Raw genomic sequence first — 26,356 nt, 5'->3', positions numbered from 1 at the left:
TGGATGCTGTCATTCCGGGGCGGTCCGCAGGACCGAACCCGGAATCTCGAGATTCCGGGTTCGATGCTTCGCATCGCCCCGGAACGACTCCAGTAGCTACGCCCTGAAGATCGTGAGTCCCAACACCAGAAGTATCAGGAAGATCACGACGAAGACGTAGAACAGGAAGCGCGCGATGTCGGCGGAGGCGGCCGAAATGCCGGTGAAGCCGAGCAAGCCGGCCACGATCGAGACCAGAAGGAAGATCAGCGCCCATTTCAAGATCGTCATCGCCAGCTCCGCGCCGCCGAAGCGGGCGGCCAATTGAAGATTTCGTGAACTTTAACGTGCAGAGTGACAAAGCGGTTCCTATTATGCACCGCTGCGGGCGCGAGACGAACCCTTGCCAAGCCAAACAGAGCTTGCTGAATACGCGCCCCGGCGGCAACATCGCATCCAGGGAAGGATGCAACCGGGGCGAACATGACAACGATCTCACCTACGGCGGCGGCTGGCGCGGAGGTCAGCGCTGCTCCCAAAAGCAAGGTGCGAAACCTGTCGCTGGATCGGGCGCGCACGTTCCTGACCCTTGTGGTGCTGCTGCATCATGCCGTCATCCCCTATACCTATTTCGGTCACACCGATCCGACCGAGTGGATCGGGTTCGATCTGATCGTGCTCGCCAACGACTCGTTCTTCATGGCGATGTTCTTCTTCCTGTCGGGACTGTTCGTATGGCCCGGCCTCGGCCACAAGGCGCCGCTGACTTTCATCAGCGACCGCATGCTTCGGCTCGGCCTTCCCTTCGCCGTCTGCGCGCTGACGCTAATCCCGCTCGCCTATTACGCGCTGGCATTGCAGGGCGGCTCCGATCTCACCTTCTCGGCGTTCTGGTGGAAGACGGTGACCGTCGGGCCATGGCCAAGCGGTCCGATCTGGTTCGTCTGGGTGCTGCTCGCCTTCGACGTCACCGCGTGCCTGCTCTACCGGGTCTCGTCGACGCTGGTGTTTCCGATCAACCGGGTCTCGCAATTGGGCTTCAAGGAGCCGTGGCGGTTCTGGCTGCTGCTCTGCATCGTCACCGAGATCGCCTACATCCCGTTGCTGATCTATTACGGCGTCAATCACTGGTTCGAATTTGGACCGTTCTCGGTGCAGGCGAGCCGTGTGCTGCTCTACGCCTCCTATTTCTTCATCGGCGCCGGCGTCGGCTGTGCCAGCATGGCCACCGGCGTGCTGGGCCCGGACGGCCAGTTACCGAAAAGCCGATGGAGCTGGCTGTTCGTCACCCTGCTCCCCTACGCGGGCATGTGGTGCATGATCTTCGTCAAGCGCGAGATCCTGGGCAATCCGCCCCATCTGCCGTGGTGGTATCATGCAATCTACGGCTCGTTCTTCGTGCTGTTCTCGGCCGCGATCCTGCTGACGATCCTCGCCTTCTTCCTGCACTCGAAAGCACCGGGACCGACGTTGCTCGACCGCATGCAGGGCGAAGCCTACGGCATGTTCCTGGTGCACTACCCGATCGTGCTGTGGATCCAGTATTACCTGTTCGACGTCAGCGTGCCGGCGATCGTGAAGGCGACGATCGCGTTCGTGCTCACGGTAATCCTGAGCTGGGCCGCCACGGCAGCGCTACGAAAGATTCCCGGCGCGACACGGGTGTTGTGAGGGAGTCATTCCGGGGCGATGCGCAGCATCGAACCCGGAATCTCGAGATTCCGGGTTCGCGCTATCGCGCGCCCCGGAATGACCTCAAGCCACCTTCGCGCCCATATACTCCGGCAGCCAGCGCTCGAATGCGGTGCGCAGCGTGTCGATCTTGACCGGCGCCTCGCCGCCAATCGTAATCGCGTCGCCGCCGGTGGTGCCGATGCGCACGCAGGGCACCTCGCAGCCGCGCATCTTTGCAAGCACGAGGCCGGCCTGTGTTTCAGGCACCGTCACAATGTAGCGCGCCTGGTCCTCGCCGAACCAATAGGCGTGCGGCACGAGCGCGGTGGGCGCAGCCAACAGGCGCGCTCCGATGCCGCTCGCCATCGCCATCTCGGCCAGCGCCACCAGAAGACCGCCGTCGGAAAGATCGTGCGCTGCGGTCGCAGTGCCCGCATGGATCATGCCGCGCACCACGTCGCCATTGCGCTTCTCGGCGGTGAGATCAACCGGCGGTGGCGCGCCCTCCTCGCGACCGCAGATGTCGCGCAGATAAACCGACTGGCCTAGCCAGCCATGGGTCTCGCCGATCAACAGGATCGCCTCGCCCTCGGCCTTGAAGGCGAGCGAAGCGGACTTGGTGAAATCATCGAGCACGCCGACGCCGCCGATCGAGGGCGTCGGCAGGATCGCGCGGCCATTGGTCTCGTTGTAGAGCGAGACGTTGCCGGACACGACCGGGAAGTCGAGCGCGCGGCAGGCGTCCGAAATGCCCTTCAGGCAGCCGACGAACTGGCCCATGATCTCGGGCCGTTCCGGATTGCCGAAATTGAGATTGTCGGTGATCGCGAGCGGCTTGCCCCCGACCGCGGTAATGTTGCGCCAGGCTTCGGCCACCGCCTGCTTGCCACCCTCGAATGGATCAGCCTCGCAATAGCGCGGCGTCACATCCACCGTCATCGCGAGCCCCTTCGGCCCGTCCTCTACGCGGACGACGGCGGCATCGCCGCCCGGACGCTGCACGGTGTTGCCGAGGATGACGTGGTCGTACTGCTCCCAGACCCAGCGCTTGCTGCACAGCTCGGGCGTGCCGATCAGTTTCTCGAGCGCAGCACCAATGCCCATCGGCGCCGCCACCTCGCGGGCATGCACGACCGGCAGCGAGCTTGAAGCGACATGCGGCCGGTCGTAGACCGGCGCCTCATCGCCGAGCTCCTTGATCGGCAGGTCGGCCATGACGTCGCCGCCATGCTTGACCACAAAGCGCTTGGTTGGCGTGGTGTAACCCACCACGGCGAAGTCGAGCCCCCATTTCTTGAAGATCGCCTCCGCCTCTTTCTCCTTCTCGGGCTTGAGCACCATGAGCATGCGCTCCTGGCTCTCCGAGAGCATCATCTCGTAGGCGCTCATGCCGGTCTCGCGCGTCGGCACCGCGTCGAGGTCGAGATCGACGCCGAGGTCGCCCTTGGCGCCCATTTCGACTGCCGAGCATGTAAGCCCCGCCGCGCCCATGTCCTGGATCGCGATGACACAGCCCTTTTCCATGATCTCGAGGCAGGCCTCGAGCAAAAGCTTTTCGGCGAAGGGATCTCCGACCTGCACGGTCGGGCGCTTTTCCTCGGACTTGTCGTCGAACTCGGCCGACGCCATCGAGGCGCCGTGAATGCCGTCGCGGCCCGTCTTCGAGCCCAAATAGACGATCGGCATGTTCACGCCGGAGGCGGCCGCATAGAAGATCTTGTCGGCGTCGGCGAGGCCGACCGCCATGGCGTTGACGAGGATGTTGCCGTCATAGCGGGTGTGGAAGCGCACCTGGCCGCCGACCGTCGGCACGCCGAACGAATTGCCGTAGCCGCCGACGCCGGCGACGACGCCGGAGACGAGGTGCCGCGTCTTGGGATGCTCGGGTGCGCCAAAGCTCAGCGCGTTGAGGCAGGCGATCGGGCGCGCGCCCATGGTGAAGACGTCGCGCAAGATGCCGCCGACGCCGGTGGTCGCGCCCTGATAGGGCTCGATGTAGCTCGGGTGGTTGTGGCTCTCCATCTTGAAGGCCACGGCTTGGCCGTCGCCGATATCGATCACGCCGGCGTTCTCGCCAGGCCCCTGGATCACCCAGGGCGCTTTCGTCGGCAGGCCGCGCAGATGGATGCGCGAGGACTTGTACGAGCAGTGCTCGTTCCACATCGCCGAGAAGATGCCGAGCTCGGTGAAGGTCGGCTCTCGCCCGATCAGCTTCAGGATGCGCTCATACTCGTCGGGCTTGAGCCCGTGGGCGGCGACCAGTTCGGGGGTGATCTTTGGTTCGTTCTTGAGCATGGATTCGGCGCTTTCGGCGGGGTCTGGCCGTTCTTAGGAACATCCACGGCCTGGGAAAAGCCCTTTAAGGCGCATTTTCCCACTGTCCATAGTTTTGCAGAAGGGGCCCGCGGGAACAGGAATTGCACAGCGCGGATGGATCGGATTTAAGGGCAAAAACCCCTCATTTGAAGGCCCCATTCCTTGCACGAGCTGACCAAAACGATGCCCGACCGCCGCCCCGACCTGCATGTCGCGACCGAGGGGGAATTCAAGGGCTGGCAGACCTGGATTCGCGATAGTTTTGAGAACCATATCGGTCCCTTCTGGCACCGCTTCGAGGAGGACGGCCGCGTGCGCTGCGCCTTCCGGGTCGAGAAGAAGCACCTCAACGGCTCCCAGAACGTCCATGGCGGTTGCTTCATGGCGTTCGCCGATTACTGCCTGTTCGCGATCGGCCGCCACGCGCTGGACGGCCGCGGCGTGACCGTCAATTTTGGCTGCGAATTCCTCGATGCCGGCCACGAGGGGGAGCTGATCGAATGCACCGGTGAGGTCACCCGCGCCGGCGGCTCGCTGATCTTCCTGCGCGGCGAGATGATGGCCGGCGAGCGCAGGCTGTTCACCTTCTCCGGCACGATCAAGCGGGTGAAGCGGAAGGCGCCATCGCCGACCGGTGCCTGACCCGGGGGCCGCACCGCGCGCGATGGACGGCGAGCCAGCGCCGGCCGCTCAGGTCGAAAGCAGCTTCTCGGCGATCGAGAGCCACTCGGCCTGCGCATTGCGCAGATATTTTGGTGCGCGCCGCATCTGGATCAGGAGCTCGTTGAAGATCACCCGCGCTTCCGCGGTGCGGCCGACCATTTGCAGCAGCATGCCGTAGCGCACCCGCGCCTCGGCACCGGGGAAATAGGCCGCCACGGCCTGATATTCCTCGAGCGCCTCGTCGAGGCGTCCGACCTCGGCAAGAGCGCGGGCATACAGAAGATGCGCTTCGGCCGAATCGAATTCCGGCCACTGCTTCTGGAGATCGTCGAGCGTCGCCAGCGCATCGGCCGGACGATTGCCTGAAAATTCCGCCTGAGCCTTGCCGAGCGCATAGGCGGGGTCGTGACCCATCGGCAGCTTCAGGATGTGATCGTAGTGCCGCTCGGCCTCGCCGAATCGCGCGATCTTCACGCATTCCTCGGCGAGCGCGGCGCGATTGACGATGGAATCGGTCGCGGCGAGGCGATCCTGCAATTCGCGATAGCGCTTCTCCGGGTCGAGCCGGTTGGCGAAGCGCTGGCGAGCCTGTCGCGCCTGCGGGCTCGAGAACCATTCGGGAATGAGTTCGACAACGATGTAGGCCAGCGAACCGACCAGCGGCACCATCAGGATGATGAACGCCCAGGGCCGCAGCCGCCCGGTGCGTGCTGCGTGCCAAATGAGCGTGATCTCGAGCAGCAGGACGATCAGGGCAACGGGCATGCGAAATCCGACGTACGTATCAATGGCGCCGACACCCTTGATAGCATGTCGATGCAGTGAAACAATCCAGAGTTGTTCCAAACGCGCGGGACTTCGCGCGCGATCGAACAACCCTTCGTCAGTCGCGATGTCGGGTGATGAGGTTCACGCCGCGCGGTCGAGATGCGCGACGAGGCCGGCGAACAGGCCGCGTCCGTCGGTGCAGCCCATGATGTCTTCGACGTGATTTTCCGGATGCGGCATCATGCCGAGCACGTTGCCCTTGTCGTTGACGATCCCGGCGATGGAATGGGCCGCGCCGTTGATGTTGTGGGCTTCGTCGACCACGCCCTCGGCCGAGCAATAGCGATAGAGCACCCGGCCCTCGCCTTCGAGCCGCTTGATAGTCTCTTCATCCGCCTCGTAGTTGCCCTCGCCATGGGCGACCGGCACGCGGATCACTTGGCCGGCATTGTAGCCGCGGGTGAACGGCGTATCGGAGCGCTCGACGCGCAGATGCACGTCGTGACAGATGAACTTCAGCCGCGCATTGCGCATCAGCACGCCCGGCAAGAGACCGGACTCGCAGAGAATCTGGAAACCGTTGCAGACGCCGAGCACGAGGCCGCCCTCGGCCGCATAATCGCGCACCGCATCCATCACCGGCGCGCGCGCCGCGATGGCGCCACAGCGCAAATAATCGCCATAAGAGAAACCACCGGGTACCACGACCAGATCGGTTCCTGCCGGCAGCGAGTTCTCGGCGTGCCAGACCATCGCCGGCTCGCGTCCCGAGATCAGCTTCAACGCACGCGCCATGTCGCGCTCGCGGTTGATTCCGGGAAAGACGAGGATGGCGGCTTTCATGGCTTTGAGTTCCGAAGCGAGGAATGGAATCGGGCTGGCCAGCGGCCAAATCGTGAGGAGACATAACCATTTGACGCGGATTTTACCAGTGCTAGCCTCACTTGGCCGCTTTGTGCACAGGCCATAGCCAGCTCTTTGGCCGAACGATTTTGCCTGGGATTGAAGCCATGAACGTCCCGTCCTCGCCCACATCCCCAGCCGAACCGGTCTCCACCGAGGGCGTCGTTGCCGCCGGTGCCTATGTCGATGGCCGGCGCGTCGCCAACATCGCAATCAGCGAAGCCTCGAGCTGGCGGGCAAAGCCCGGCCATGTCGTCTGGATCGGGCTGCATGAGCCGGACATGGCGATGCTCAGCGCCGTGCAGAAGCAATTCGATCTGCACGAGTTTGCGATCGAGGACGCCAACAACGCCCATCAGCGGCCGAAGATCGAGCAATATGGCGAGGCCCTGTTCATCGTCGCGCGCACGGCGCAACTCATCGACGGCCGCATCGCCTTCGGCGAGACGCACATCTTCGTCGGCGACGGCTATCTCGTCACCGTCCGTCACGGCGCCTCGACGTCCTACACGGCGGTGCGCGCGCGCTGCGAAAGCTGTCCGCGGGCGCTGGCCCGCGGTGAGGACTACATCCTCTATGCCATCCTCGATTTCATCGTCGACAACTACTCCCCCGTGCTCGAAAGCATTCACGAGGAGGTCGAGGAGATCGAGGACCACGTACTTTCCAACGTGATCACCAAGCCGCAGATCGAACGGCTCTACATGCTGCGTCGTGACCTGCTGCGGCTCCGGAACGCAATCGGGCCGTTGGTGGAAGTTTGCCGCCGGCTGGAGCACGATGAGCTGTCGATGGTGCGTCCGACCATGCAGCCCCTGTTCCGCGACGTCACCGACCACGTCCGCAATATCCAGGAACGCATCGATTCCATGCGCGAAGTACTGGCATTCGCGTTCGAGGCGAGCCTCTTGGTCGGCCAGGCGCAGGAAACGTTGGTCTCCAAGCGACTCGCCTCGTGGCTTGCCATCATCGCCGTTCCGACGGCGGTCGCAGGAATCTACGGCATGAATTTCAAGCACATGCCGGAGCTGGACTGGGAGTACGGCTATTTTGCCGTACTGGGCCTGATGGTGGTGGCGTGTCTCGCGCTCTACTGGCGCTTCCGCCGCGTCGGGTGGCTGTGAACGCTAGACGATCTCGACGCGATAGTTCTCGATCACCGTGTTGGCGAGCAGCTTGTCGGCGACCTCCTTCAGCGCGGCCTCCGCCTTGGCCTTGTCCGCGCCGGCGAGCTCGATGTCGAACACCTTTCCCTGTCGGACGCTGGCGATACCGTCGACGCCGAGCGATTTCAGCGCTCCTTCGATGGCCTTGCCCTGCGGATCCAGAATGCCCGTCTTCAGGGTAACGGTGACACGTGCCTTCACGTCAAAAATCCCTCTTAGCTCTTCACCAGCACCGGGCCCGAGCCCGCCGGACGCTCGTTCTCCATGAGGATGCCGAGTCGCTTTGCAACTTCGGTATAGGCCTCGAGCAGGCCGCCGAGGTCGCGCCGGAAGCGGTCCTTGTCGAGCTTCTCGTTCGACTTGATGTCCCAGAGACGGCAGGAGTCCGGTGAGATCTCGTCGGCGACGATGATGCGCATCATCTCGTTCTCGAACAGGCGGCCGCATTCCATCTTGAAGTCGACGAGGCGGATGCCGATGCCGAGGAAGAGGCCGGTGAGGAAATCGTTGACGCGGATGGCGAGCGCCATGATGTCGTCGATCTCCTGCGGCGTCGCCCAACCGAAGGCGGTGATGTGCTCTTCCGACACCATGGGATCGTTGAGCTGGTCGTTCTTGTAGTAGAATTCGATGATCGAGCGCGGCAGCTGCGTGCCCTCCTCGATGCCGAGCCGCTGCGACAGCGAGCCCGCGGCAACGTTCCGCACCACCACCTCGAGCGGCACGATCTCGACCTCGCGGATCAACTGCTCGCGCATGTTGAGGCGACGGATGAAATGGGTCGGCACCCCGATGTCGTTGAGGTGCTGAAACAGGTACTCCGAGATCCGGTTGTTGAGGACGCCCTTGCCCTCGATCACCTGGTGCTTCTTCGCATTGAACGCGGTGGCGTCGTCTTTAAAGTGCTGGATCAAGGTGCCGGGCTCGGGACCTTCGTAAAGAACCTTTGCCTTGCCTTCATAAATGCGACGCCGACGGCTCATGGGGATGTACCGTGTTTTGTTAAAATCCATGAATTTGGTGTGCTCCGGTTGACAAGGATTAGGACCCACAGCGGAGCTGCCGTGAACGGTCTGGAACCCATAGAAACAGAACAGGAACCAAACCTTTAGGCAACCTATCCGATTGGCTGTCCCAGCACAATCGATCCGGCTCTTCCGGCACCAACTTATACCGTCTTGCCTGCGGCTTTACGGCTCATTGGTCTGCCGATTCGTGCCCCTTATCTAGGCATCGGCCGGGGTCACCGCAACGCAGCGCGACCGCCGGATTCAGCAAGGGAATTGGAACGGAAAAGCATGACCACTTTCGACAAGCGCGAGGAAGGTTTCGAGAAGAAATTCGCCCTCGACGAGGAGCAGAAATTCAAGGCCGAGGCCCGCCGCAATCGCCTGCTCGGCCTCTGGGCCGCCGAACAGCTCGGTCTCGCGGGGGATGCGGCCACGACTTATGCCAAGGAGGTGGTCGCAGCTGATTTCGAGGAAGCCGGCGACGGTGACGTCCTGCGCAAGGTTTTGGGCGATTTCTCAGCCAAAGGCGTGGCCGTCACCGAGCAGGCGATTCGCACCAAGATGAACGAACTGATCGCGGTGGCGGCGGCCGAGGTGAAGACGGGGAAATAAGCGAACGCCTTCTAGGCGGCACGCCGGCGCGCACGTGTTTTGCGCGCCGCGCGACCTTTCCGCGGACGCCCGGCCACGACAGCGCCGACAGCGCTGTAGTCACGCCGAATCGCCTCCAGCAACCGCCGCGCAGCCATGCTCAAAAATCCGTCTCGCCGGGTGACGACGGTCACATCGTGACTTGCCGAGAGATCGCCGACGGCAATGGTCGACATGGTGCCCGAGGCCACCTCCTCGGCCACGTGGCTTTGCGCGAGCAGCGCAAGGCCGAAGCCCGACTCAACGAGGCGCTTCTGCGCCGTGAGACTATCGACCGGCGTCCACTCCACCTCGCCCAATCCTTGCGTGAGAAACAACGCAAAGACGTGGGAAGCCGCGATCTCGCGGCGTCCGGGTATCTCGGGAAACGCGATCCAGCGTTGCTCACCAAGCGCGGCGAGACGTCCGACGCGCTTGCCGGCGAGCGCATGATCGGGCGCGCACACGACTTGCAGCCTCTCGGTCAGGATCGGCTCGCAAGCGAGGTCAGCCGACCGGTCGACATTGTAGCGCAGCCCGAGCGTCGCCTCGCCGCGGCGGATGAGGTCGCTGACCTCGGCGCTGGTGGCGGTGCGAAGCGTGAGCGTGACGTCCGAATTCGCTTTGGCAAATCCTTTCATGATTTCCGAGAGGCGGCTGTCGGCGAGCGTGCCGGTCACGGCGAGCGAGACCGGCCCTGAATTCTGCTTCGTCAGCGCGCGTATTGCCTGCTCGGCATCCTGCGCGGCCGCGACGGCGCGCTCGGCATAGGGGATCAGCACGCGCCCGGCATCGCTCAGCAGCGTACGGCCTGCGACCCGCTCGAACAGGGGCACGCCGAGCTCCTGCTCCAAGAGCGCAATGCGGCGCGAGATCGCGGGCTGCGAGCGATGCAGCGCCTTGGCCGCATTCGAGATTCCTCCCCTGCGGTGAACGGTCAGGAACGTATCGAGGGCATCGCTGTCCATCGCGGACACCTCATGCAAAAAGCTGATGATCTGGAGAGAAATAACAAATTTGGCGAATGGTGGAAATGCGCCTATCGCTGTGTCCGAACAGACACCAGCACACGGGAAGCAGGCCATGGCGAACCAATTGGAGAAGGCAATGACGTTTCGAGCCCTGCACGAGCGGGCGGGCGCCTTCATCATTCCCAATCCCTGGGACGCCGGCACCGCAAAACTCCTCGCGGCCATGGGGTTCGAGGCACTCGCCACCACCAGCCTCGGCCTCGCCAACACGCTCGGCAGCGCGACCATCAGCCTCGATGCCATTCTCGACAATTGCCGGGCGATTGCCGAGGCGACCGACCTGCCCGTAAATGCAGATCTCGAAAATTGCGGCGCCGACGATCCGAAGACCGCAGCACGGGCGATCACGCGCGCGGCGGAGGTTGGCTGCGTTGGCGGCTCGATCGAGGATTATTCCGGCGATCCCCGCCAGCCGATCTACGATTTCTCGCTCGCGGTCGAGCGCGTGCAGGCTGCCGTCGAGGCGGCACGCGCGCTGCCCTTTCCGTTCATGCTGACGGCACGCGCCGAGAACCTACTGAAGGGCCGCAACGATCTCGACGACACGATCAGGCGCCTTAGGGCGTTCGAGGCCGCAGGCGCCGATGTGCTCTATGCACCCGGCGTCTACGACCTCGCGACGATCAAGACGGTCGCCTCGTCGGTGACAAAGCCCTTCAACCTGGTGATGGGCTTTGCCGACCCGACGCTGACGCTCGCGCAATTGTCCGAGGCGGGCGTCAAGCGCATCAGCGTCGGCGGCGCCATGTCGCGATTTGCGCTCGCAGCCTTCCTGCGCAGCGCGCGCGAGATGAAGGAGACAGGGTCCTTCACCTATGTTCGCGAGATGGCGCCGATCAAGGAGCTCCGCGACGCCTTCGCGGCGGTCACTCCTCCTTGAAACCGTACTCCGGCACGTTGCCGCTGGCGCCATAATATTTGTACGGCAGGAATTTGCCGCTCATGGTGATCTGGACGCGGTCACCCTTGGGGTTGGCGACGCGCTCGATCGCCATATCGAAGTCGATCGCCGACATGATGCCGTCGCCGAACTCCTCCTCGATCAGGGCCTTCCAGGCCGGACCGTTGACCATCACCATCTCGTAGAAGCGGTAGATCAGGGGATCAGTCGGCGGCATCGGCGAGCCCGTGCCGCGCATCGGCACCTCGTTGAGCATCGCAGTCTCGGCCTTCGAGAGGCCGAACAATTCGCCAGCATTGGCGGCCTGCGGCTTGGTCAGTTTCATCTGGCCCATGATCGCGCCGACGATCAGCACCTCGGAATAGCCGCCGACCTTCTCGCAGATGTACTTCCAGCTCCAGCCCTTCTCGCGCTTGATGTCGAGCAGCTTTTCGGTGAGGTCGGAACGCGTCATGTTGGGGACTCCCTTGCAGGCCGTTGTGTCGCGCTATCGCTTCCCTTACGGGAGGCACGGTAGATACTGCTTCGTTCGTGTCGTTCAGGACTGCACGAAACGTGCCAGCACGCTGCCATGTGAAGCTCGGCAAATTGGCCCGATGGTCAGCGCTTGGCATCCAGTGCGCTAAGCTCAGCTTGGGCGGCTTGCCACTCAATGAAGGTCTTCGGGCAGTCGGCCACAGCCAGGCCGAAGAGTCGCCGCGCCTCCTCCATCGTCCCTCGCTGCAAGGCGAGCTCCGCGGTATAGAAATTCGCTTCGCACTCTTGCCCCTTCTTCTTCACCGGGTCCTGATCGTCCGCGGCGGCGAGCAGCTCCTTTGGCGTGACTTCTCCCAAAAAAAGACGGATGACCGGAGCGGGCCACTTGGCCATATCGACCTGACTTGCCGCATCGGCAAGCCGGCCCGGCTGATTGCCGCGCCTGCTGATTATATCGCGCCACAGTGCGATATAAGGGTTCTTTGGGTCGAGGCTGCTCGCTTGATCAAGATCCGCTATCGATTTTGCAATTGAGCCAGTCCGGAAATTGGCCATGGCACGGTCGCGATAGGCACCGCCCTGCTTTGGGTTCAGTTCGATCGCCCGATCAAATTCAGCTATGGCCCGCCCAGGATCCGCCGATGCCATGTGGGTCGCGCCACGGCAGATATAGGCAAACTCATCCTTCGGATCGAGCTGAACAGCGCGTTCGCAATCGGCCATGGCGCGATTGAGCTCATGCTCGGCTCGATACGCTGCGGCACGGTAGACGAATGCAGTCTTTTCGCTCGGATCAAGGCCAATGGCCTGATCATAGTCGGAAATGGCCCGATCGATGCTGCCCTTCTTGATATAGGCTGCTCCGCGCGCCACATAGGCTCGCCTGGTCGTTGAATTCGCCGGACTGGCCTGATTGCGATCGGCAACAACAGGAGCCAGGTCGTTTCCCTGGTAGTAGGCCGCGCCGTTGGCATCTGCCTGGGGGCCCTGCGAGCTAAACTGGATCGCGTCGGTATAGTCGGCGATGGCCCGATCGTAGTCGCCGTTCTTTGAGTAGGTGACACCGCGACTGAAATAGGCCCGCTGATTTTTGGGGTTCAACCGAATGGCCTCACCGTAATCCGCGATAGCGCGGTCAAATTCGCCCAGTTGATGATACGAATAGGCCCGAGAGTAGTAGGCGTACATATTTCGCGGATAGAGCCTGATCAGCTCATCATAGTCCGCGATCGCATGCGCGAACTCGCGCTTCTTGTTGTAAGCGGCGGCTCGGTTGAAATGAGCCCTGATCGCGCCCTGCTGGCCGTATTTCCCGGATTCCAGTACGGAGGTACATGCAACGATCCGTTCGTCGATCGGGACTTCCGTTATCGCGGTACACTTCCAGTCCGACGCAGTATCCGTTGCGGCCAACGCAGGAAGCGTCGCCACCACCAACATCACCGCCGCGCCCATGATTGCGCAGCGTACCATCCCGATCATTGAGCGCCCCAGCCCTCATTCCTGCCGACCATAGTAACGGGCAGTGAGCGCGTGTACAGCCTTTAGTTGCTTCAACTACAAGCGCTCGCGTGAAAGCTCCGGCAGCACTTTTGGATTGTTCAAGCCTCGACGATCATCGACTGCAGCGCCGCAAGCTGCGGCTCGATATCGCGCTCAACATCCACCGCCTTGATCTCGATCACCCGATAGTCCCTCGCCTCGAGCCACGCCCGCCTTGCCGCTCGGTCCGCCGCGATGGTCTCGCCCTCGCCCGGATTGACCAGCTCGATCGCGATCCGGTGCGGAAAGGAGACGAAGTCCGGGATGTGACGGCCGACCGGCGTCTGGCGCTTGAACTGGCCGGCGAAGCGGCGGTCGCGGGTCAGGGCCTGCCAGAGCAGGCGCTCAGCGTCGGTCGGGTTGCGGCGGAGGAGGCGCGCGAGCCCGCGGACGGTGCTGCCGCTGTCGGGCGCCCCGCCCTGGCCGTGCTCGGCGAGCAGCGCGCGCAGCCGCGTCGCCTGCTCGCCGTCGAGCACGCCGCCCTTGGCCGGGCCCTTGCGCCCTTCAGCGATCGCCATCACCACGCCGTGCAGGGTGTGCATGTCCTGCTTGGTCGGCTCCATGCGGGTGAAGATGTTGCGCAAATTGACCAGCATGGTGTCGCGCTTCTCGGCCGGGCGCAGGAATTCGACGCGGTCGAGCTCGCGCACGAGGTTATCGAAGAAGGCCTGGATCTGGTGCTGCGAGGCGCGCTCCGAGCGCTCCGGCATGCCGTGCGGCAGCGCGCCCTCCGTCGCCCGTTTGAACCATTCGTAGCCAACCAGCAGCACCGCCTGCGCGAGATTCAGCGAGGCGAAGCGCGGGTTGACCGGGAAGGTGACCACCCGGTTGGCGAGCGCGACCTCCTCGTTGGTCAGCCCCCAGCGCTCGCGGCCAAAGAGAATGCCGGCCTTTCCGCCGGTGGCGAGATGGCCGGCGATCTCGGTCGTCGCCGCTTCAGGGCCGACCACTGCCTTGGCCTGGTCATGGGCCCGGGCGGAGGTGGCGAACAGCAGGTCGAGGTCGGAGACAGCCTGTTCGACGGTATCGAACAGCTCGACCCGCTCCAGGATATGGTCGGCGCCGGCCGCGGCGCGCTGGGCGGCGATGTTGGGCCAGCCATCGCGCGGGTTGACGATGCGTAAGCGGCTCAGGGCGAAGTTGCCCATGGCGCGGGCCGCCATGCCGATGTTCTCGCCGAGCTGCGGCTCGACCAGGATCACGATGGGACCGTCGAGGGCGAGGCCCGCCTTGCTCTTGTCAGTCCCCGACATCTCGTTTTGCTTTCACGCTGGTTCTCAAGGCCTTGGAGAGGCTGCCTTAGGAATTGATTCAAGCCGGCCACCGGCCGGCTCCGCCGATTGCGCCTCGTTTGCCTGTCCTGACAGAATTCTCAAGCGAAATAACAGGGTTAGATTCGACTATCGAATCTCGCCCGAAACTTCAGCTCCATCCCGGACCGCAGCGCCGCTGCGGCTCCCCATCTTAAGGATGCTGGATGGGCTAAAAGTGCATAATCCCTTGGCTTTCGCCCGCCGCTTCCCGGTGCTATGAGGCGGCGGATATTCCCGTTGGCGCCGCCTGGCGCCGTTCCCAAGAGGCTTCCCCGATCATGGCAAAAATCAAGGTGACCAACCCCGTCGTCGAACTCGATGGCGACGAGATGACCCGGATCATCTGGCAGTACATCAAGGACAAGCTGATCAACCCGTTCCTCGATGTCCAGCTGCTCTATTTCGACCTGGGGATGGAGCACCGCGATCAGACCAACGATCAGGTGACGATCGACGCCGCCGAGGCGATCAAGAAGGTCGGCGTCGGCGTGAAGTGCGCCACCATCACTCCGGACGAGGCCCGGGTGAAGGAGTTCAACCTCAAGCAGATGTGGAAGTCGCCGAACGGCACGATCCGCAACATCCTGGGCGGCGTGATCTTCCGCGAGCCGATCATCTGCAAGAACGTGCCGCGCCTCGTTCCCGGCTGGACCAAGCCGATCATCATCGGCCGCCATGCCTATGGCGACCAGTACCGCGCCACCGACATCAAGTTCCCGGGCAAGGGCACGTTGTCGCTGAAATTCGTCGGCGAGGACGGCACCGTGATCGAAAAGGAGGTCTTCAAGGCCCCCGGCGCCGGCGTCGCCATGGAGATGTACAATCTCGACGACTCCATCATCGACTTCGCCCGCGCCTCGTTCAACTACGGGCTGATGCGCAACTACCCGGTCTATCTCTCGACCAAGAACACGATTCTGAAGGTCTATGACGGCCGCTTCAAGGACATCTTCCAGGACGTCTTCGACCGCGAGTTCAAGAAGGAATTCGACGCCAAGGGCCTGACCTACGAGCACCGCCTGATCGACGACATGGTGGCTTCGGCGCTGAAGTGGTCCGGCGGCTACGTCTGGGCCTGTAAGAACTACGACGGCGACGTGCAGTCCGACACGGTGGCGCAGGGCTACGGCTCGCTCGGCCTGATGACCTCGGTCCTGCTCACGCCCGACGGCAAGACGGTCGAAGCCGAAGCCGCCCACGGCACGGTGACCCGCCACTACCGCGAGCACCAGAAGGGCAAGGAGACCTCGACCAACTCGATCGCATCGATCTTCGCCTGGACCCGTGGCCTCGCCCACCGCGCCAAGCTTGACAACAACCCGGAGCTGGCGAAGTTTGCGGCCACTCTGGAGAAGGTTTGCGTCGACACCGTCGAAGACGGCTACATGACCAAGGACCTCGCGCTCCTCGTCGGCGCCGACCAGCGCTGGCTCTCCACCACCGGCTTCCTCGACAAGGTCGCCGAGAACCTCGCGAAGGCGCTTGCGGCCTAGGCGCTGTCCGCATTTTCGCCTGAGTGACATTCGACAGCATCCCGGGCCGCGCTCAGCGCGGCCCTTCATTTTGACGCCCATTGCCCGGAGACCGACCATGTCCACCAAGCTCGCCGTCCCCACTTTGCTGCTCTCGGCCCTGATCGGACCGGCCGCAGCCGCGGAGCTCCCCGAGGCGATCGCCGCCCCCGGTGAGACCGTCGTGCTCAACGTCCACGCCGAGGGCGCGCAGGTTTATGAGTGCAAGGCTGGGACCGACGGCAAGCTCGCCTGGGCCTTCCGCGAGCCGATCGCGACTCTGCTTTCCGACGGCAAGACAATCGGCCGCCACTATGCAGGCCCCAACTGGGAGCACGCCGACGGCAGTGCCGTGGTCGGCAAGGCCATCGGCAACGCGCCAGGCGCAACCGCAGGCGATATCCCCTGGCTGAAGCTGGACGTTGCCTCGCGCCGCGGCAGCGGCGTTCTCACGCCCGTCACCACCGTCCAGCGCATCAACACCCATGGCGGCAAGCTCGACGGCGCATGCGACAAGGCCGGCGATTTCAAGAGCGCGCCCTACTCGGCCGATTACGTCTTCCTGCGCAAGGGCTGATCGCTCAGCGGTCGGTGTGCTCCTGCTCCGCCTGCGCGATCTCAGTCGCCGCGAGGTCGCCCGTCTCTTCGAGCCGCGCCTTGGCCGTCTTGTGCACATGCGCGGCGAGCGTCGGCATGCGCTCGATCAGGGCATGAAAATGCTGGGCGTCGAGCACCAGGAGACGGGTCTTGCGCGTGGCGGTCACCGTACCGCTGCGTTTGGTTTTGTGCAGCAGTGCGATCTCGCCGAAGAAGGTGCCGTCGGCAAGCCGCACGCACTGGCTCGGGAGTGAAATCTCGACCTCGCCGGCGGTGATGAAATACATCGACGAGGCGACATCGCCGCGGCGAACCAGGATCTCGCCCTGCTCGATGGTACGGGCCCGCAGGAGCCGCATGATGTCCGCGATCTCTGATGCCGAAAGGGGCGAGAACAACGGCACGCGCGCGAGCATGCCCCAGGTGACGACGAAATCGCGCCGCTTCACCTCTTCGGCAAAGGCGCTCGAGATGATCGCGACCGGCAACGCGATCATGGCAAAGCCGCTGATGATGGCGAACACCGAGACGAACTTGCCGAGTGGCGTCACCGGCACGACGTCGCCATAGCCGACCGTGCCGAGCGTCACGATCGCCCACCACATCGCCTGCGGGATGGTGCCGAGCTTTTCCGGCTGAACCTCGCGCTCGATGGCGTAGAGGAGTGAGGCGAAGGTGAGCACCACGCCGATCAGGATGACGATGCATCCGATCAAGGCGCGCCGTTCGGCGTGGACGGCGGCAAACAGCGAGCGCATCGCCGGCGAATAGCGGATCAGCTTGAAGAACGGCAGCACGCCGAGCGCAGCCAGCGTCGCGTGCCGGCCGGTGGCCAGCACGATCGCTGCGGGCAGGAACGCCATGAGATCGATGATGCCGAGCGCAGAGAAGACGTAGGACAACCGGTCGGCAAGCGCCGACCCCTTGCCCTGCGTATGGCCCGCGACCGTCCATAGCCGCGCCGCGTATTCCAGCGCGAACACCATCACTGAGAAGATGGCGACCGCCGAGAACAGCGGGTCGAATTGCGCATCCAGATCCGGCACCGAGGCAAGCGTCATTGCCACGACGTCGAGCACGATGACGGCAATGATCACCTGGATGAAGCGCGACCCGGCGGAATAGGCCAGCGGATCGTGCTCCAGGAGCTCATAGAGGCGATCCCTCAAATTGGGATCGCGAAGCCCACGTCCTCGCGGAACGAGGCGCACGGTGTCTACGCGCCGACCATGGCTTTTTCGATCGCCGAGAGCGCCGCCGCTGCATTGGCACCGTCGGGCCCGCCAGCCTGCGCCATGTCAGGCCGGCCGCCGCCACCCTTGCCGCCGAGCGCTTCGGAGGCGACGCGAACCAGATTGACGGCATTGAAGCGCGAAGTCAGGTCGGCGGTGACGCCGACCACGACGCCCGCCTTGCCGTCCTCGGTAACGCCGACGATCGCGACCACGCCGGAGCCGATCTGCTTCTTGCCGTCGTCGGCAAGGCTCTTGAGATCCTTCATCTCGATGCCTTCGACCGCACGCGCCATCAGCTTGACGTCGCCGACCTCGCGCACGCCTGCGGCAGCGCCATTGCCGGACGATGCGCCCCCGCCCATCGCGAGCTTCTTGCGGGCGTCGGACAATTCGCGCTCGAGCTTCTTGCGCTCGTCCATCAGTGCGGTGATGCGCGCCGGAACGTCCTCGAGCGAGGTGCGCAGCTCGGCGGCTGCGGTCTTCGCCAGCGCCATGGTGTCGTTGGCGTGCTTGCGCGCATGACGGCCCGTGAGCGCCTCGATACGGCGCACGCCGGAGGCGACCGCGCTCTCGCTCGTCAGCGTGATCAGGCCGATATCGCCGGTGCGCTTGACATGGGTGCCGCCGCAGAGCTCGACCGACCAGCCGAGCGCGTTGGCGCCGTGTTCGCGCGCGGTCTTGCCCATCGAGACGACGCGGACCTCGTCGCCATATTTCTCGCCGAACAGCGCACGCGCACCGGCTTCGCGAGCCTCATCCACGCCCATGACGCGGGTCGTGACCTCGTCATTCTCCAGCACCACGTCATTGGCGATGTCCTCGACGCGGGCGAGTTCCTCCGGTGTGATCGGCTTCGGATGCACGAAGTCGAAGCGCAGGCGATCGGGCGCGACCAGCGAGCCGCGCTGCGCGATGTGGTCGCCGAGCACCTGGCGCAGCGCCTCGTGAAGGAGATGCGTCGCGGAGTGATGCGCGCGGATCGAGGAGCGGCGCGCGTGGTCCACCTCGAGCTGAAGCGCAGTGCCGGCCTTCAGCGTGCCCTGCTCCACCGTGCCGATATGCACGAAGAGATCGCCAAGCTTTTTCTGCGTGTCGGTAACGCGGAATTTGATCCCGCCCTCGCCGACCATGACGCCGGTGTCGCCGACCTGGCCGCCGGACTCCGCATAGAACGGCGTCTGGTTGAGCACGATCGAACCAGTCTCGCCGGCCTTGAGAGTATCGATTTCCTTGCCGTCCTTGACCAGCGCCGCGACGACGCCTTCGGCGCTCTCGGTCTCATAGCCAAGGAATTCGGTGGCACCGAGTTTTTCGCGCAGCGGAAACCAGATCGCCTCAGAAGCGGCCTCGCCGGAGCCCGCCCAGGACGCCCGCGCCTTCTCGCGCTGGCGTTCCATCGCATCTGTGAAGGCGGACTGATCGACGCTGATGCCGCGCGACTTCAGCGCGTCCTGCGTGAGGTCGAGCGGGAAACCGTAGGTGTCGTAGAGCGTGAAGGCGACGTCGCCGTCGAACATGTCGCCCTTCTTCAAGGACGCGCTCTTCTCGTCGAGAATCGCAAGGCCGCGCGCCAGCGTCTTGCGGAAGCGAGTCTCTTCCAGCCGCAGCGTTTCCTCGATCAGCTTTTCCGCGCGCACCAGTTCCGGATAGGCTTGGCCCATCTCGCGGACCAGCGCCCAGACGAGGCGATGCATCAGCGGCTCTTTCGCGCCCAGGAGCTGCGCATGGCGCATCGCGCGGCGCATGATTCGGCGCAGCACGTAGCCGCGGCCCTCGTTCGAGGGCAGCACGCCGTCAGAGACGAGGAAGGCCGAGGAGCGCAGATGATCGGCGATGACCCGGAACGAGGCCACCGTCTGCTCATTCGGTCCGCTGCCGAGCGCGGACGCGGTCGCATCGATCAGCTGACGGAAGAGATCGGTCTCGAACACGCTGTCGACGCCCTGGAGAATGCAGGCCATGCGCTCCAGGCCCATGCCGGTGTCGATCGAGGGACGCGGCAACGGCTGGCGCTCCTCCTTCGTCACCTGCTCGAACTGCATGAACACGAGATTCCAGAATTCGAGGAAGCGATCACCATCCTCTTCCGGGCTGCCCGGAGGTCCTCCCCAGATGTGCTCGCCGCGATCGATGAAGATCTCCGAGCACGGGCCACACGGGCCGGTATCGCCCATCGCCCAGAAATTGTCCGAGGTCGGAATACGGATGATGCGATCATCCGAGAAGCCCGCGATCTTCTTCCAGAGGCCAGCCGCTTCGTCGTCAGTGTGATAGACGGTGACGAGCAGCTTGTCCTTCTTCAGCCCGAAATCCTTGGTGATCAGATTCCAGGCGAGCTCGATCGCGCGCTCCTTGAAGTAGTCGCCGAAGGAGAAGTTGCCGAGCATCTCGAAGAAGGTGAGATGGCGTGCGGTGTAGCCGACATTGTCGAGGTCGTTGTGCTTGCCGCCAGCACGCACGCATTTCTGCGAGGTGGTGGCGCGCTGATAGGGGCGCTTCTCGACGCCCGTGAAGACGTTCTTGAACTGCACCATGCCGGCATTGGTGAACATCAGCGTCGGGTCGTTGCGCGGCACCAATGGCGAGGACGGCACGATCTCGTGGCCGTTCTTGGCAAAGAAGTTCAGAAAGGTCGACCTGATCTCGTTGACGCCGCTCATGTTCATCCAATCGGGTGTGGTCCCGCCCAAACCTGAATTAAGGCTGATATCTGCGGGCGATAGCGCTTTTAGACAAGGTGAGCTGCCCTGTCCAGAAACTGTGCAGAGAGATCAGAGGGTTGCCGCAGGCGCGCAATCCTCGTTGATAGCTGTTGCAGGCGCGTTGACAGGCTTGGCCGGCCTGTGTTCTGTACCTACCTGTATCGTACGGCCACGTCGGGAGAGACCGGCTTCAGGTAGCCGGCGCCGAAGGAGCAACCGCCCCGGAAACTCTCAGGCAAAAGGACCGCGTGGCTTTGACAGCATCTGGAAAGAGGCGCTGACGGGCATTGATGCCCGGGTGGCACCCGCCGACGGGATAATACTCTCAGGCACAGCGACAGATGGGGCTTCGACTGGTTTTTCGGGGAATCCTCCCCGGGAACCGCGAGGGCCCCTGTGATGCTTGCGCGCGACGACCAAAACTCCCTCAGACGCACCCCCCTTTACGCCCTGCATGTGTCCCTTGGCGGCAAGATGGTGCCGTTCGCGGGCTATGAGATGCCCGTGCAGTACCCTGCGGGCGTCCTGAAAGAGCACCTGCATACCCGCAGCTCCGCCGGCCTTTTCGACGTATCCCATATGGGCCAGATCGCGCTCCGGCCGAAGTCCGGCAAGGTCGAGGACGCGGCCCGCGCGCTGGAGCGGCTGGTGCCGCAGGACATCGTGGCGCTCGCGCCGGGGCGGCAGCGCTATGCCCAGTTCACCAATCCGGACGGCGGCATCCTCGACGATTTGATGGTCGCCAATTTCGGCGACCACCTGTTCCTGGTCGTCAACGCCGCCTGCAAGGCCGAGGACGAGGCGCATCTGCGCGCGCGGCTCTCCGATGGCTGCATCATCGAGTCGCTGAGCGACCGCGCGCTGATCGCGCTTCAGGGTCCGAAGGCCGAAGCCGTGCTGGCGAAACTTTGTGCAGAGGCGCCGTCCATGAAGTTCATGGACGCCGGCCCGCGCAAGGTCGATGGCATCGACTGCTTCGTGTCGCGCTCGGGCTATACCGGCGAGGACGGGTTCGAGATCTCGGTTCCCGCAGGCGATGCCGAGCGCCTCGCCAAGGCGCTGCTCGCAAATTCCGACGTGCTGCCGATCGGCCTCGGCGCCCGTGACAGCTTGCGGCTCGAAGCCGGGCTTTGCCTTTACGGCCACGACATCGACACCGCGACCACGCCGGTCGAGGCCGCGCTGGAGTGGTCGGTGCAAAAGAGCCGCCGCACCGGTGGCGCCCGCGCCGGCGGTTTTCCGGGAGCGCAAAAGATCCTCGCCCATTTCGATCAGGGCGCATCGCGCCGCCGCGTCGGGCTGCGGGCCGAAGGTCGCGCGCCGGTGCGCGAGGGCGCGCTGTTGTTTGCGGACGCGACGTCGAGCGAAGCGATCGGCACCGTCACCTCCGGCAGTTTTGGCCCGAGCCTGAATGCACCGGTGGCGATGGGCTATGCGCCGACCGCACAGAGCGCGCTCGGCACAAAGCTCTTTGCCGAAGTGCGCGGCCAGCGGCTGCCGCTCACCGTCGCCGCCATGCCATTCGTGAAAAACACCTACAAACGCTGAGGACAGAGAATGACCACGACGCTGTACACCTCCGACCATGAATGGCTTGATATCGACGGCGATGTCGCAACCGTCGGGATCACCGATTACGCCCAGCAGCAGCTCGGCGATGTCGTGTTCGTCGAGCTGCCCAAGGTTGGCCGCGCGCTGAAGAAGACGGAGGCTGCGGCCGTGGTCGAGTCCGTGAAGGCCGCGTCCGACGTCTATGCGCCGATCTCGGGCGAAGTGCTCGAGGTCAACCAGGCGGTCGTCGACGAGCCGGCGCTGGTCAATTCGGACGCCGCAGGCAAGGCCTGGTTCTTCAAGATCAAAATTGCCGACAAAAGCGAGCTCGGCGGCCTCATGGATGAAGCCGCCTACAAGGCGCATACGGCGTAAGCGAGGACCAATGATGACCGCGCACCGCAAATCCAACGGCGACACCGCCGCTTCTTTCGTTCGCCGCCACATCGGCCCCTCCGCGCGCGATGTCGCGGCGATGCTGGACACCGTCGGCGCGAAAAGCGTGGACGCGCTGATGGCGGAGACGCTGCCGGCCTCGATCCGGCAGGCAGCCCCCCTCGATCTCGGCAGGCCCTTGAGCGAGACCGAAGCGATCGCGCATATGGGCGAGCTCGCGGCCCAGAACCAGGTCTTCACCTCGCTGATCGGCCAGGGCTATTCCGGCACGATCTTGCCCACGGTCATCCAGCGCAACATCCTGGAAAATCCCGCCTGGTACACGGCCTACACGCCCTACCAGCCCGAGATCAGCCAGGGCCGGCTGGAAGCGCTGTTCAACTTCCAGACCATGATCTGCGATCTCACCGGGCTCGACGTTGCCAACGCCTCGCTGCTTGATGAGGCGACGGCTGCGGCGGAAGCCATGGCGCTCGCGGAGCGGCACTCGCAGGTGAAAGCGCAAGCCTTCTTCGTCGACAAGGACGTGCATCCGCAGACGCTCGCGGTGATGCGCACCCGCGCCGAACCCCTGGGCTGGAACCTGATCGTCGGCGATCCCCTCACCGATCTCGACAAGGCAAACGTGCTTGGCGCGCTGCTGCAGTATCCCGGCAGCTCGGGTGCGGTCCGCGACCTGCGGCCGGCCATTGCGACGCTGCGCGCCAAGGGCGCGCTCGCGATCGTTGCGGCCGATCTGCTGGCGCTCACGCTGCTCGCCTCGCCCGGCGAGCTGGGGGCGGATATCGCGATCGGCTCGGCGCAGCGCTTTGGCGTGCCGATGGGGTATGGCGGTCCGCACGCGGCTTATATGGCGGTGCGCGATGCGCTGAAGCGCTCGCTGCCCGGCCGCATCGTCGGCCTGTCCGTGGATTCGCGCGGCGCGCCGGCCTACCGCCTCGCGCTCCAGACCCGCGAGCAGCATATCCGCCGCGAGAAGGCGACCTCCAACATCTGCACCGCGCAGGTGCTGCTGGCCGTGATCGCCTCGATGTACGCCGTCTATCACGGCCCCGAAGGCCTCTCGCAGATCGCACGCACTGTTCATCGCCGCGCCGCCGTGCTGGCCGCAGGCCTGCGCAAGCTCGGCTTCGCGCCACGGTCCGAAAACTTCTTCGACACCGTCAGCGTGGACGTCGGTACAAAGCGCGACGAGATCGTCGCGCGCGCGACCGCCGAGACAATCAATCTCGGCCTCGGTGATGGCGCCCTGCGCATTGCGCTCGACGAGACCACGACGCCCGCGACCATCGAGGCGGTCTGGCGTGCGTTTGGCGGCAAGCTCTCCTATGCCGAGATCGACGCGACGACGCGCGAGGCGCTTCCTGACGCGTTGAGGCGGACGACGCCCTTCCTCACCCATCCGGTGTTCCACGCGCACCGTTCGGAGACCGAGATGCTGCGCTACATGCGCAAGCTTTCGGACCGCGACCTCGCGCTCGACCGCGCCATGATCCCGCTGGGGTCATGCACCATGAAGCTGAACGCGACTACCGAGATGATGCCGCTGACCTGGCCGGAGTTTTCCAGCCTGCATCCGTTCGCGCCAAGCGAGCAGGCAAAAGGCTATCACGCGCTGTTCGCGCGGCTGGAAAAATGGCTGTGCGACATCACCGGCTATGACGCGATCTCGCTCCAGCCGAATTCGGGCGCGCAGGGCGAGTATGCCGGGCTGCTCGCGATCCGCGGCTATCACGCCGCGCGTGGCGAAAGCCACCGCAAGGTCTGCCTGATCCCCTCCTCCGCGCACGGCACCAATCCGGCATCGGCCGCGATGGTCGGCATGGAGGTGGTCGTCGTCGCCTGCGAGAAGAACGGCGACGTCGACGTCAATGATCTCCGCGCCAAGGCCGAGAAGCACTCGAACGATCTCGCCGCTGTGATGATCACCTATCCCTCGACCCATGGCGTGTTCGAGGAGCATATCCGCGAGATCTGCGACATCGTGCATGGCCACGGCGGCCAGGTCTATCTCGACGGCGCCAATTTGAATGCGCAGGTCGGCCTGTCGCGGCCCGGTGACTATGGCGCCGATGTCAGCCATCTCAATTTGCACAAGACTTTCTGCATCCCGCATGGCGGCGGCGGCCCGGGCATGGGCCCGATCGGCGTGAAGGCGCATCTTGCGCCATTCCTGCCTGGACATCCCTCAACCAATCCGAATGCGACGGTCGGCCCGGTCTCGGCCGCGCCGTTCGGCTCGGCTTCGATCCTGACCATCTCCTACATCTACATCCTGATGATGGGCGGCGAAGGCTTGAAGCGTGCGACCGAGATCGCGATCCTCAACGCCAACTATGTCGCGGCGCGTTTGGACGCGCATTTCCCGGTGCTCTACAAGAACGCAAAGGGCCGCGTCGCGCACGAATGCATCATCGATCCGCGCCCGCTGAAGGCGACCAGCGGCGTCACGGTCGACGACATCGCCAAGCGGCTGATCGACTACGGCTTCCATGCTCCTACCATGAGTTTCCCGGTCCCGGGCACGCTGATGATCGAGCCGACCGAGTCGGAATCGAAAGCGGAGCTCGACCGCTTCTGCGACGCCATGATCACGATCCGGAAAGAAGTCGCCGAGGTCGAGGCCGGCCGCTTCAAGATCGAAGCGTCACCGCTGCGCAACGCCCCGCACACCGTGCACGATATCGCCGACGACGATTGGAAGCGTGCCTATACCCGCACTGAGGGCTGCTTCCCCAACGGCGTCTCACGCACCGACAAATACTGGTGCCCGGTGGGCCGCGTTGACAACGTCTATGGCGACCGCAACCTCGTTTGCTCGTGCCCGCCGGTGAGCGATTACGCGCAGGCGGCGGAGTGAGGCTCTAGGGTGCCACCAGCGAACGGCTTTTCGGATCCCAGCGCCAGAGCCGTTCGCTGGTCAGTTCAGTACCGCCCCACCAACGCTTGATCGTGTTGTGGCGGGAGAAGTCGTCCTCGCCTTTCATGATGGCCCGCCCGAGTTCGGTAACGGCCAACCGACCCCCTCGGTATTGAAAGGGGCGAGGCTCCTCGCTCGCGTCGGACGGCGCCTGGCCAAGTTCAATGATTGCGGGGACCTTGCACTGCGCCAGTGCATGGAGCAGTTGACCGCTTCCTGCTCGTCGTACACGTAGCGGAACTCGGCCGCACTGAGCACTTCTCGCGGCTCGGTACCTTCGTCTTCGATCCAGCCCAGCATTCCCATCTCATTTTCGCCGAGACCCGTTTCTAAATCGGGCAATTCTTCGAGCATGGTGATAAGGGCCGACCGCAGTCGAGGAAGGATAGTCAGATCCTTCACGAGCAGAGCGAAGCAGCGTTCGGGCGTCGGCGCGCGCCAGGCATGCCAGGCGCGGCTGGCCAGTGTCAGGTGACTCTCCGTCACCTTGAACACCGGCAACTTCCATTTCGCCACAGATTGCGGGTGATACCGTGCAACGGCGTCATCGGTGTACACCAGGCTCAACTTCGTCGTGATCTCCTTGTGTGGACGAAGCAGGTCGAGCAGCCAGACCACCACGAGTTGATCGTTGGGCCGAGGATCGACCCACAATTCAATCGAATCGAACTTCGCACATAACTCGAAGAAACCGATATCGCGCGTGCCGAAACCATCCAGCGAGCTGCGACAAACGGCATCGAGCCAATGATCGCCGGGATTGCAGTGCTTTGCCGACCGCCGCTCCAGCCCCATCAAAAGTTGCTCCGCAGAGGGCAACTTCCCCGAGACGAAGCGTAGATAGAACCCGAGTGCGATGTTCGCCGCACCTGACTGGCGAAGCGTATTTGCCGCGAGATCGTTCGTGGCCAAAATCAAATGTGACACGGTCGCATCTCAAAATTGGATTCCGGCCCGGAATGGGAGCTGAGGTGATCGAGCAGCCAAATCAGCTGCAATTGATCCTCGGGACTGGGATCGAACCAGAGTTCGATCACGTCGTACGGTTCGCAAAAATCGACAAGGGATAGA

The 26,356-nt window shown here is 63.9% G+C and carries 24 protein-coding genes and 1 riboswitch; of the genes, 10 read left to right on the top strand and 14 right to left on the bottom strand.

The window, feature by feature from the left end:
- Positions 1–96: 96 nt before the first annotated feature.
- Complete coding sequence (locus Q3C01_RS20620) at positions 97–270, bottom strand: DUF1328 domain-containing protein (RefSeq protein ID WP_458147138.1); 174 nt, start codon at positions 268–270, stop codon at positions 97–99.
- A gap of 192 nt (positions 271–462) precedes the next feature.
- Here Q3C01_RS20620 and Q3C01_RS20615 point away from each other — a divergent pair, with 192 nt between their 5' ends.
- Positions 463–1,650 (top strand): acyltransferase family protein, encoded by a 1,188-nt coding sequence (locus tag Q3C01_RS20615; protein ID WP_458147137.1) that lies wholly within the window; start codon positions 463–465, stop codon positions 1,648–1,650.
- Between the two features lie 84 nt (positions 1,651–1,734).
- Here the strand turns inward: Q3C01_RS20615 and purL are convergent, their stop codons facing one another.
- On the bottom strand, positions 1,735–3,948 hold the full coding sequence (gene purL, locus Q3C01_RS20610) for a phosphoribosylformylglycinamidine synthase subunit PurL (RefSeq protein WP_458147136.1): 2,214 nt from the start codon (positions 3,946–3,948) through the stop codon (positions 1,735–1,737).
- A 183-nt stretch (positions 3,949–4,131) separates the two neighbouring features.
- Between purL and Q3C01_RS20605 the strand changes: the two genes are divergently transcribed.
- Positions 4,132–4,611 (top strand): PaaI family thioesterase, encoded by a 480-nt coding sequence (locus Q3C01_RS20605; RefSeq protein ID WP_458147135.1) that lies wholly within the window; start codon positions 4,132–4,134, stop codon positions 4,609–4,611.
- A gap of 48 nt (positions 4,612–4,659) precedes the next feature.
- Here Q3C01_RS20605 and Q3C01_RS20600 read toward each other — a convergent pair whose 3' ends face one another.
- Together Q3C01_RS20600 and purQ are read right to left on the bottom strand one after the other, a co-directional pair.
- Positions 4,660–5,397, bottom strand: coding sequence for a tetratricopeptide repeat protein (locus Q3C01_RS20600; RefSeq protein ID WP_458147134.1), 738 nt, complete (start codon positions 5,395–5,397; stop codon positions 4,660–4,662).
- Between the two features lie 144 nt (positions 5,398–5,541).
- Positions 5,542–6,243, bottom strand: coding sequence for a phosphoribosylformylglycinamidine synthase subunit PurQ (gene purQ / locus Q3C01_RS20595; RefSeq protein ID WP_458147133.1), 702 nt, complete (start codon positions 6,241–6,243; stop codon positions 5,542–5,544).
- Positions 6,244–6,410: 167 nt separating this feature from the next.
- Here purQ and corA point away from each other — a divergent pair, with 167 nt between their 5' ends.
- Positions 6,411–7,427, top strand: coding sequence for a magnesium/cobalt transporter CorA (gene corA, locus Q3C01_RS20590; RefSeq protein WP_458147132.1), 1,017 nt, complete (start codon positions 6,411–6,413; stop codon positions 7,425–7,427).
- Positions 7,428–7,430: 3 nt separating this feature from the next.
- Here corA and purS read toward each other — a convergent pair whose 3' ends face one another.
- Positions 7,431–7,670, bottom strand: coding sequence for a phosphoribosylformylglycinamidine synthase subunit PurS (gene purS, locus Q3C01_RS20585; RefSeq protein ID WP_458147131.1), 240 nt, complete (start codon positions 7,668–7,670; stop codon positions 7,431–7,433).
- A gap of 14 nt (positions 7,671–7,684) precedes the next feature.
- Positions 7,685–8,452 (bottom strand): phosphoribosylaminoimidazolesuccinocarboxamide synthase, encoded by a 768-nt coding sequence (purC, locus tag Q3C01_RS20580; RefSeq protein WP_008974302.1) that lies wholly within the window; start codon positions 8,450–8,452, stop codon positions 7,685–7,687.
- A gap of 315 nt (positions 8,453–8,767) precedes the next feature.
- On the opposite strand from purC, the gene Q3C01_RS20575 reads away from it, so the two are divergent.
- Positions 8,768–9,091 carry a DUF1476 domain-containing protein gene (locus tag Q3C01_RS20575; RefSeq protein ID WP_458147130.1) on the top strand — a complete coding sequence of 108 codons (324 nt, stop codon included), beginning with the start codon at positions 8,768–8,770 and terminating at the stop codon, positions 9,089–9,091.
- A gap of 11 nt (positions 9,092–9,102) precedes the next feature.
- On the opposite strand, the gene Q3C01_RS20570 is transcribed toward Q3C01_RS20575, so the two are convergent.
- Complete coding sequence (locus Q3C01_RS20570; RefSeq protein ID WP_458147129.1) at positions 9,103–10,077, bottom strand: LysR family transcriptional regulator; 975 nt, start codon at positions 10,075–10,077, stop codon at positions 9,103–9,105.
- Positions 10,078–10,192: 115 nt separating this feature from the next.
- On the opposite strand from Q3C01_RS20570, the gene Q3C01_RS20565 reads away from it, so the two are divergent.
- Complete coding sequence (locus Q3C01_RS20565) at positions 10,193–11,020, top strand: isocitrate lyase/PEP mutase family protein (RefSeq protein WP_458147128.1); 828 nt, start codon at positions 10,193–10,195, stop codon at positions 11,018–11,020.
- Here Q3C01_RS20565 and cynS read toward each other — a convergent pair.
- The 3 genes from cynS to Q3C01_RS20550 all read right to left on the bottom strand — a co-directional run bounded on the left by cynS (position 11,007) and on the right by Q3C01_RS20550 (position 14,313).
- A complete protein-coding gene (gene cynS, locus Q3C01_RS20560) occupies positions 11,007–11,495 on the bottom strand; it encodes a cyanase (RefSeq protein ID WP_458147127.1) in 489 nt (162 codons plus the stop codon). The two genes, Q3C01_RS20565 and cynS, sit on opposite strands and share 14 nt — an antisense overlap.
- 146 nt (positions 11,496–11,641) lie before the next feature.
- Entirely contained in the window at positions 11,642–13,000 is a 1,359-nt protein-coding gene (locus Q3C01_RS20555) for a tetratricopeptide repeat protein (RefSeq protein WP_458147126.1), read from the bottom strand.
- A gap of 119 nt (positions 13,001–13,119) precedes the next feature.
- Entirely contained in the window at positions 13,120–14,313 is a 1,194-nt protein-coding gene (locus Q3C01_RS20550) for a TrmJ/YjtD family RNA methyltransferase (protein ID WP_458147125.1), read from the bottom strand.
- A gap of 338 nt (positions 14,314–14,651) precedes the next feature.
- Here Q3C01_RS20550 and Q3C01_RS20545 point away from each other — a divergent pair, with 338 nt between their 5' ends.
- Together Q3C01_RS20545 and Q3C01_RS20540 are read left to right on the top strand one after the other, a co-directional pair.
- Positions 14,652–15,866, top strand: coding sequence for an NADP-dependent isocitrate dehydrogenase (locus tag Q3C01_RS20545; RefSeq protein ID WP_458147124.1), 1,215 nt, complete (start codon positions 14,652–14,654; stop codon positions 15,864–15,866).
- 97 nt (positions 15,867–15,963) lie between these two features.
- Complete coding sequence (locus Q3C01_RS20540; RefSeq protein ID WP_458147123.1) at positions 15,964–16,461, top strand: DUF3455 domain-containing protein; 498 nt, start codon at positions 15,964–15,966, stop codon at positions 16,459–16,461.
- Between the two features lie 4 nt (positions 16,462–16,465).
- Here Q3C01_RS20540 and Q3C01_RS20535 read toward each other — a convergent pair whose 3' ends face one another.
- Positions 16,466–17,692, bottom strand: a complete 1,227-nt coding sequence (locus Q3C01_RS20535; protein WP_458147122.1) for a cyclic nucleotide-gated ion channel — start codon at positions 17,690–17,692, stop codon at positions 16,466–16,468.
- 5 nt (positions 17,693–17,697) lie between these two features.
- Positions 17,698–20,376, bottom strand: coding sequence for an alanine--tRNA ligase (gene alaS / locus Q3C01_RS20530; protein ID WP_458147121.1), 2,679 nt, complete (start codon positions 20,374–20,376; stop codon positions 17,698–17,700).
- A gap of 207 nt (positions 20,377–20,583) precedes the next feature.
- Positions 20,584–20,674, top strand: a riboswitch (glycine riboswitch).
- A gap of 143 nt (positions 20,675–20,817) precedes the next feature.
- Here alaS and gcvT point away from each other — a divergent pair.
- The 3 genes from gcvT to gcvP are packed head-to-tail and all read left to right on the top strand — an operon-like array spanning position 20,818 to position 25,225.
- Positions 20,818–21,966, top strand: a complete 1,149-nt coding sequence (gcvT, locus tag Q3C01_RS20525; protein WP_458147120.1) for a glycine cleavage system aminomethyltransferase GcvT — start codon at positions 20,818–20,820, stop codon at positions 21,964–21,966.
- A 9-nt stretch (positions 21,967–21,975) separates the two neighbouring features.
- Positions 21,976–22,344: a glycine cleavage system protein GcvH gene (gene gcvH, locus Q3C01_RS20520; RefSeq protein WP_284273791.1), complete on the top strand. Its 369-nt coding sequence runs from the start codon at positions 21,976–21,978 to the stop codon at positions 22,342–22,344.
- Between the two features lie 13 nt (positions 22,345–22,357).
- Positions 22,358–25,225 (top strand): aminomethyl-transferring glycine dehydrogenase, encoded by a 2,868-nt coding sequence (gene gcvP, locus Q3C01_RS20515; protein WP_458147233.1) that lies wholly within the window; start codon positions 22,358–22,360, stop codon positions 25,223–25,225.
- A 4-nt stretch (positions 25,226–25,229) separates the two neighbouring features.
- On the opposite strand, the gene Q3C01_RS20510 is transcribed toward gcvP, so the two are convergent.
- Positions 25,230–25,352, bottom strand: coding sequence for a hypothetical protein (locus Q3C01_RS20510; protein WP_458147119.1), 123 nt, complete (start codon positions 25,350–25,352; stop codon positions 25,230–25,232).
- Entirely contained in the window at positions 25,349–26,212 is an 864-nt protein-coding gene (locus Q3C01_RS20505) for a hypothetical protein (protein ID WP_458147118.1), read from the bottom strand. Before Q3C01_RS20505 ends, Q3C01_RS20510 begins: the two co-directional genes overlap by 4 nt.
- Between the last annotated feature and the right edge of the window lie 144 nt (positions 26,213–26,356).

This window comes from Bradyrhizobium sp. UFLA05-109, from assembly GCF_054185165.1.
This window is presented reverse-complemented; position numbering and strand designations above follow the sequence as displayed.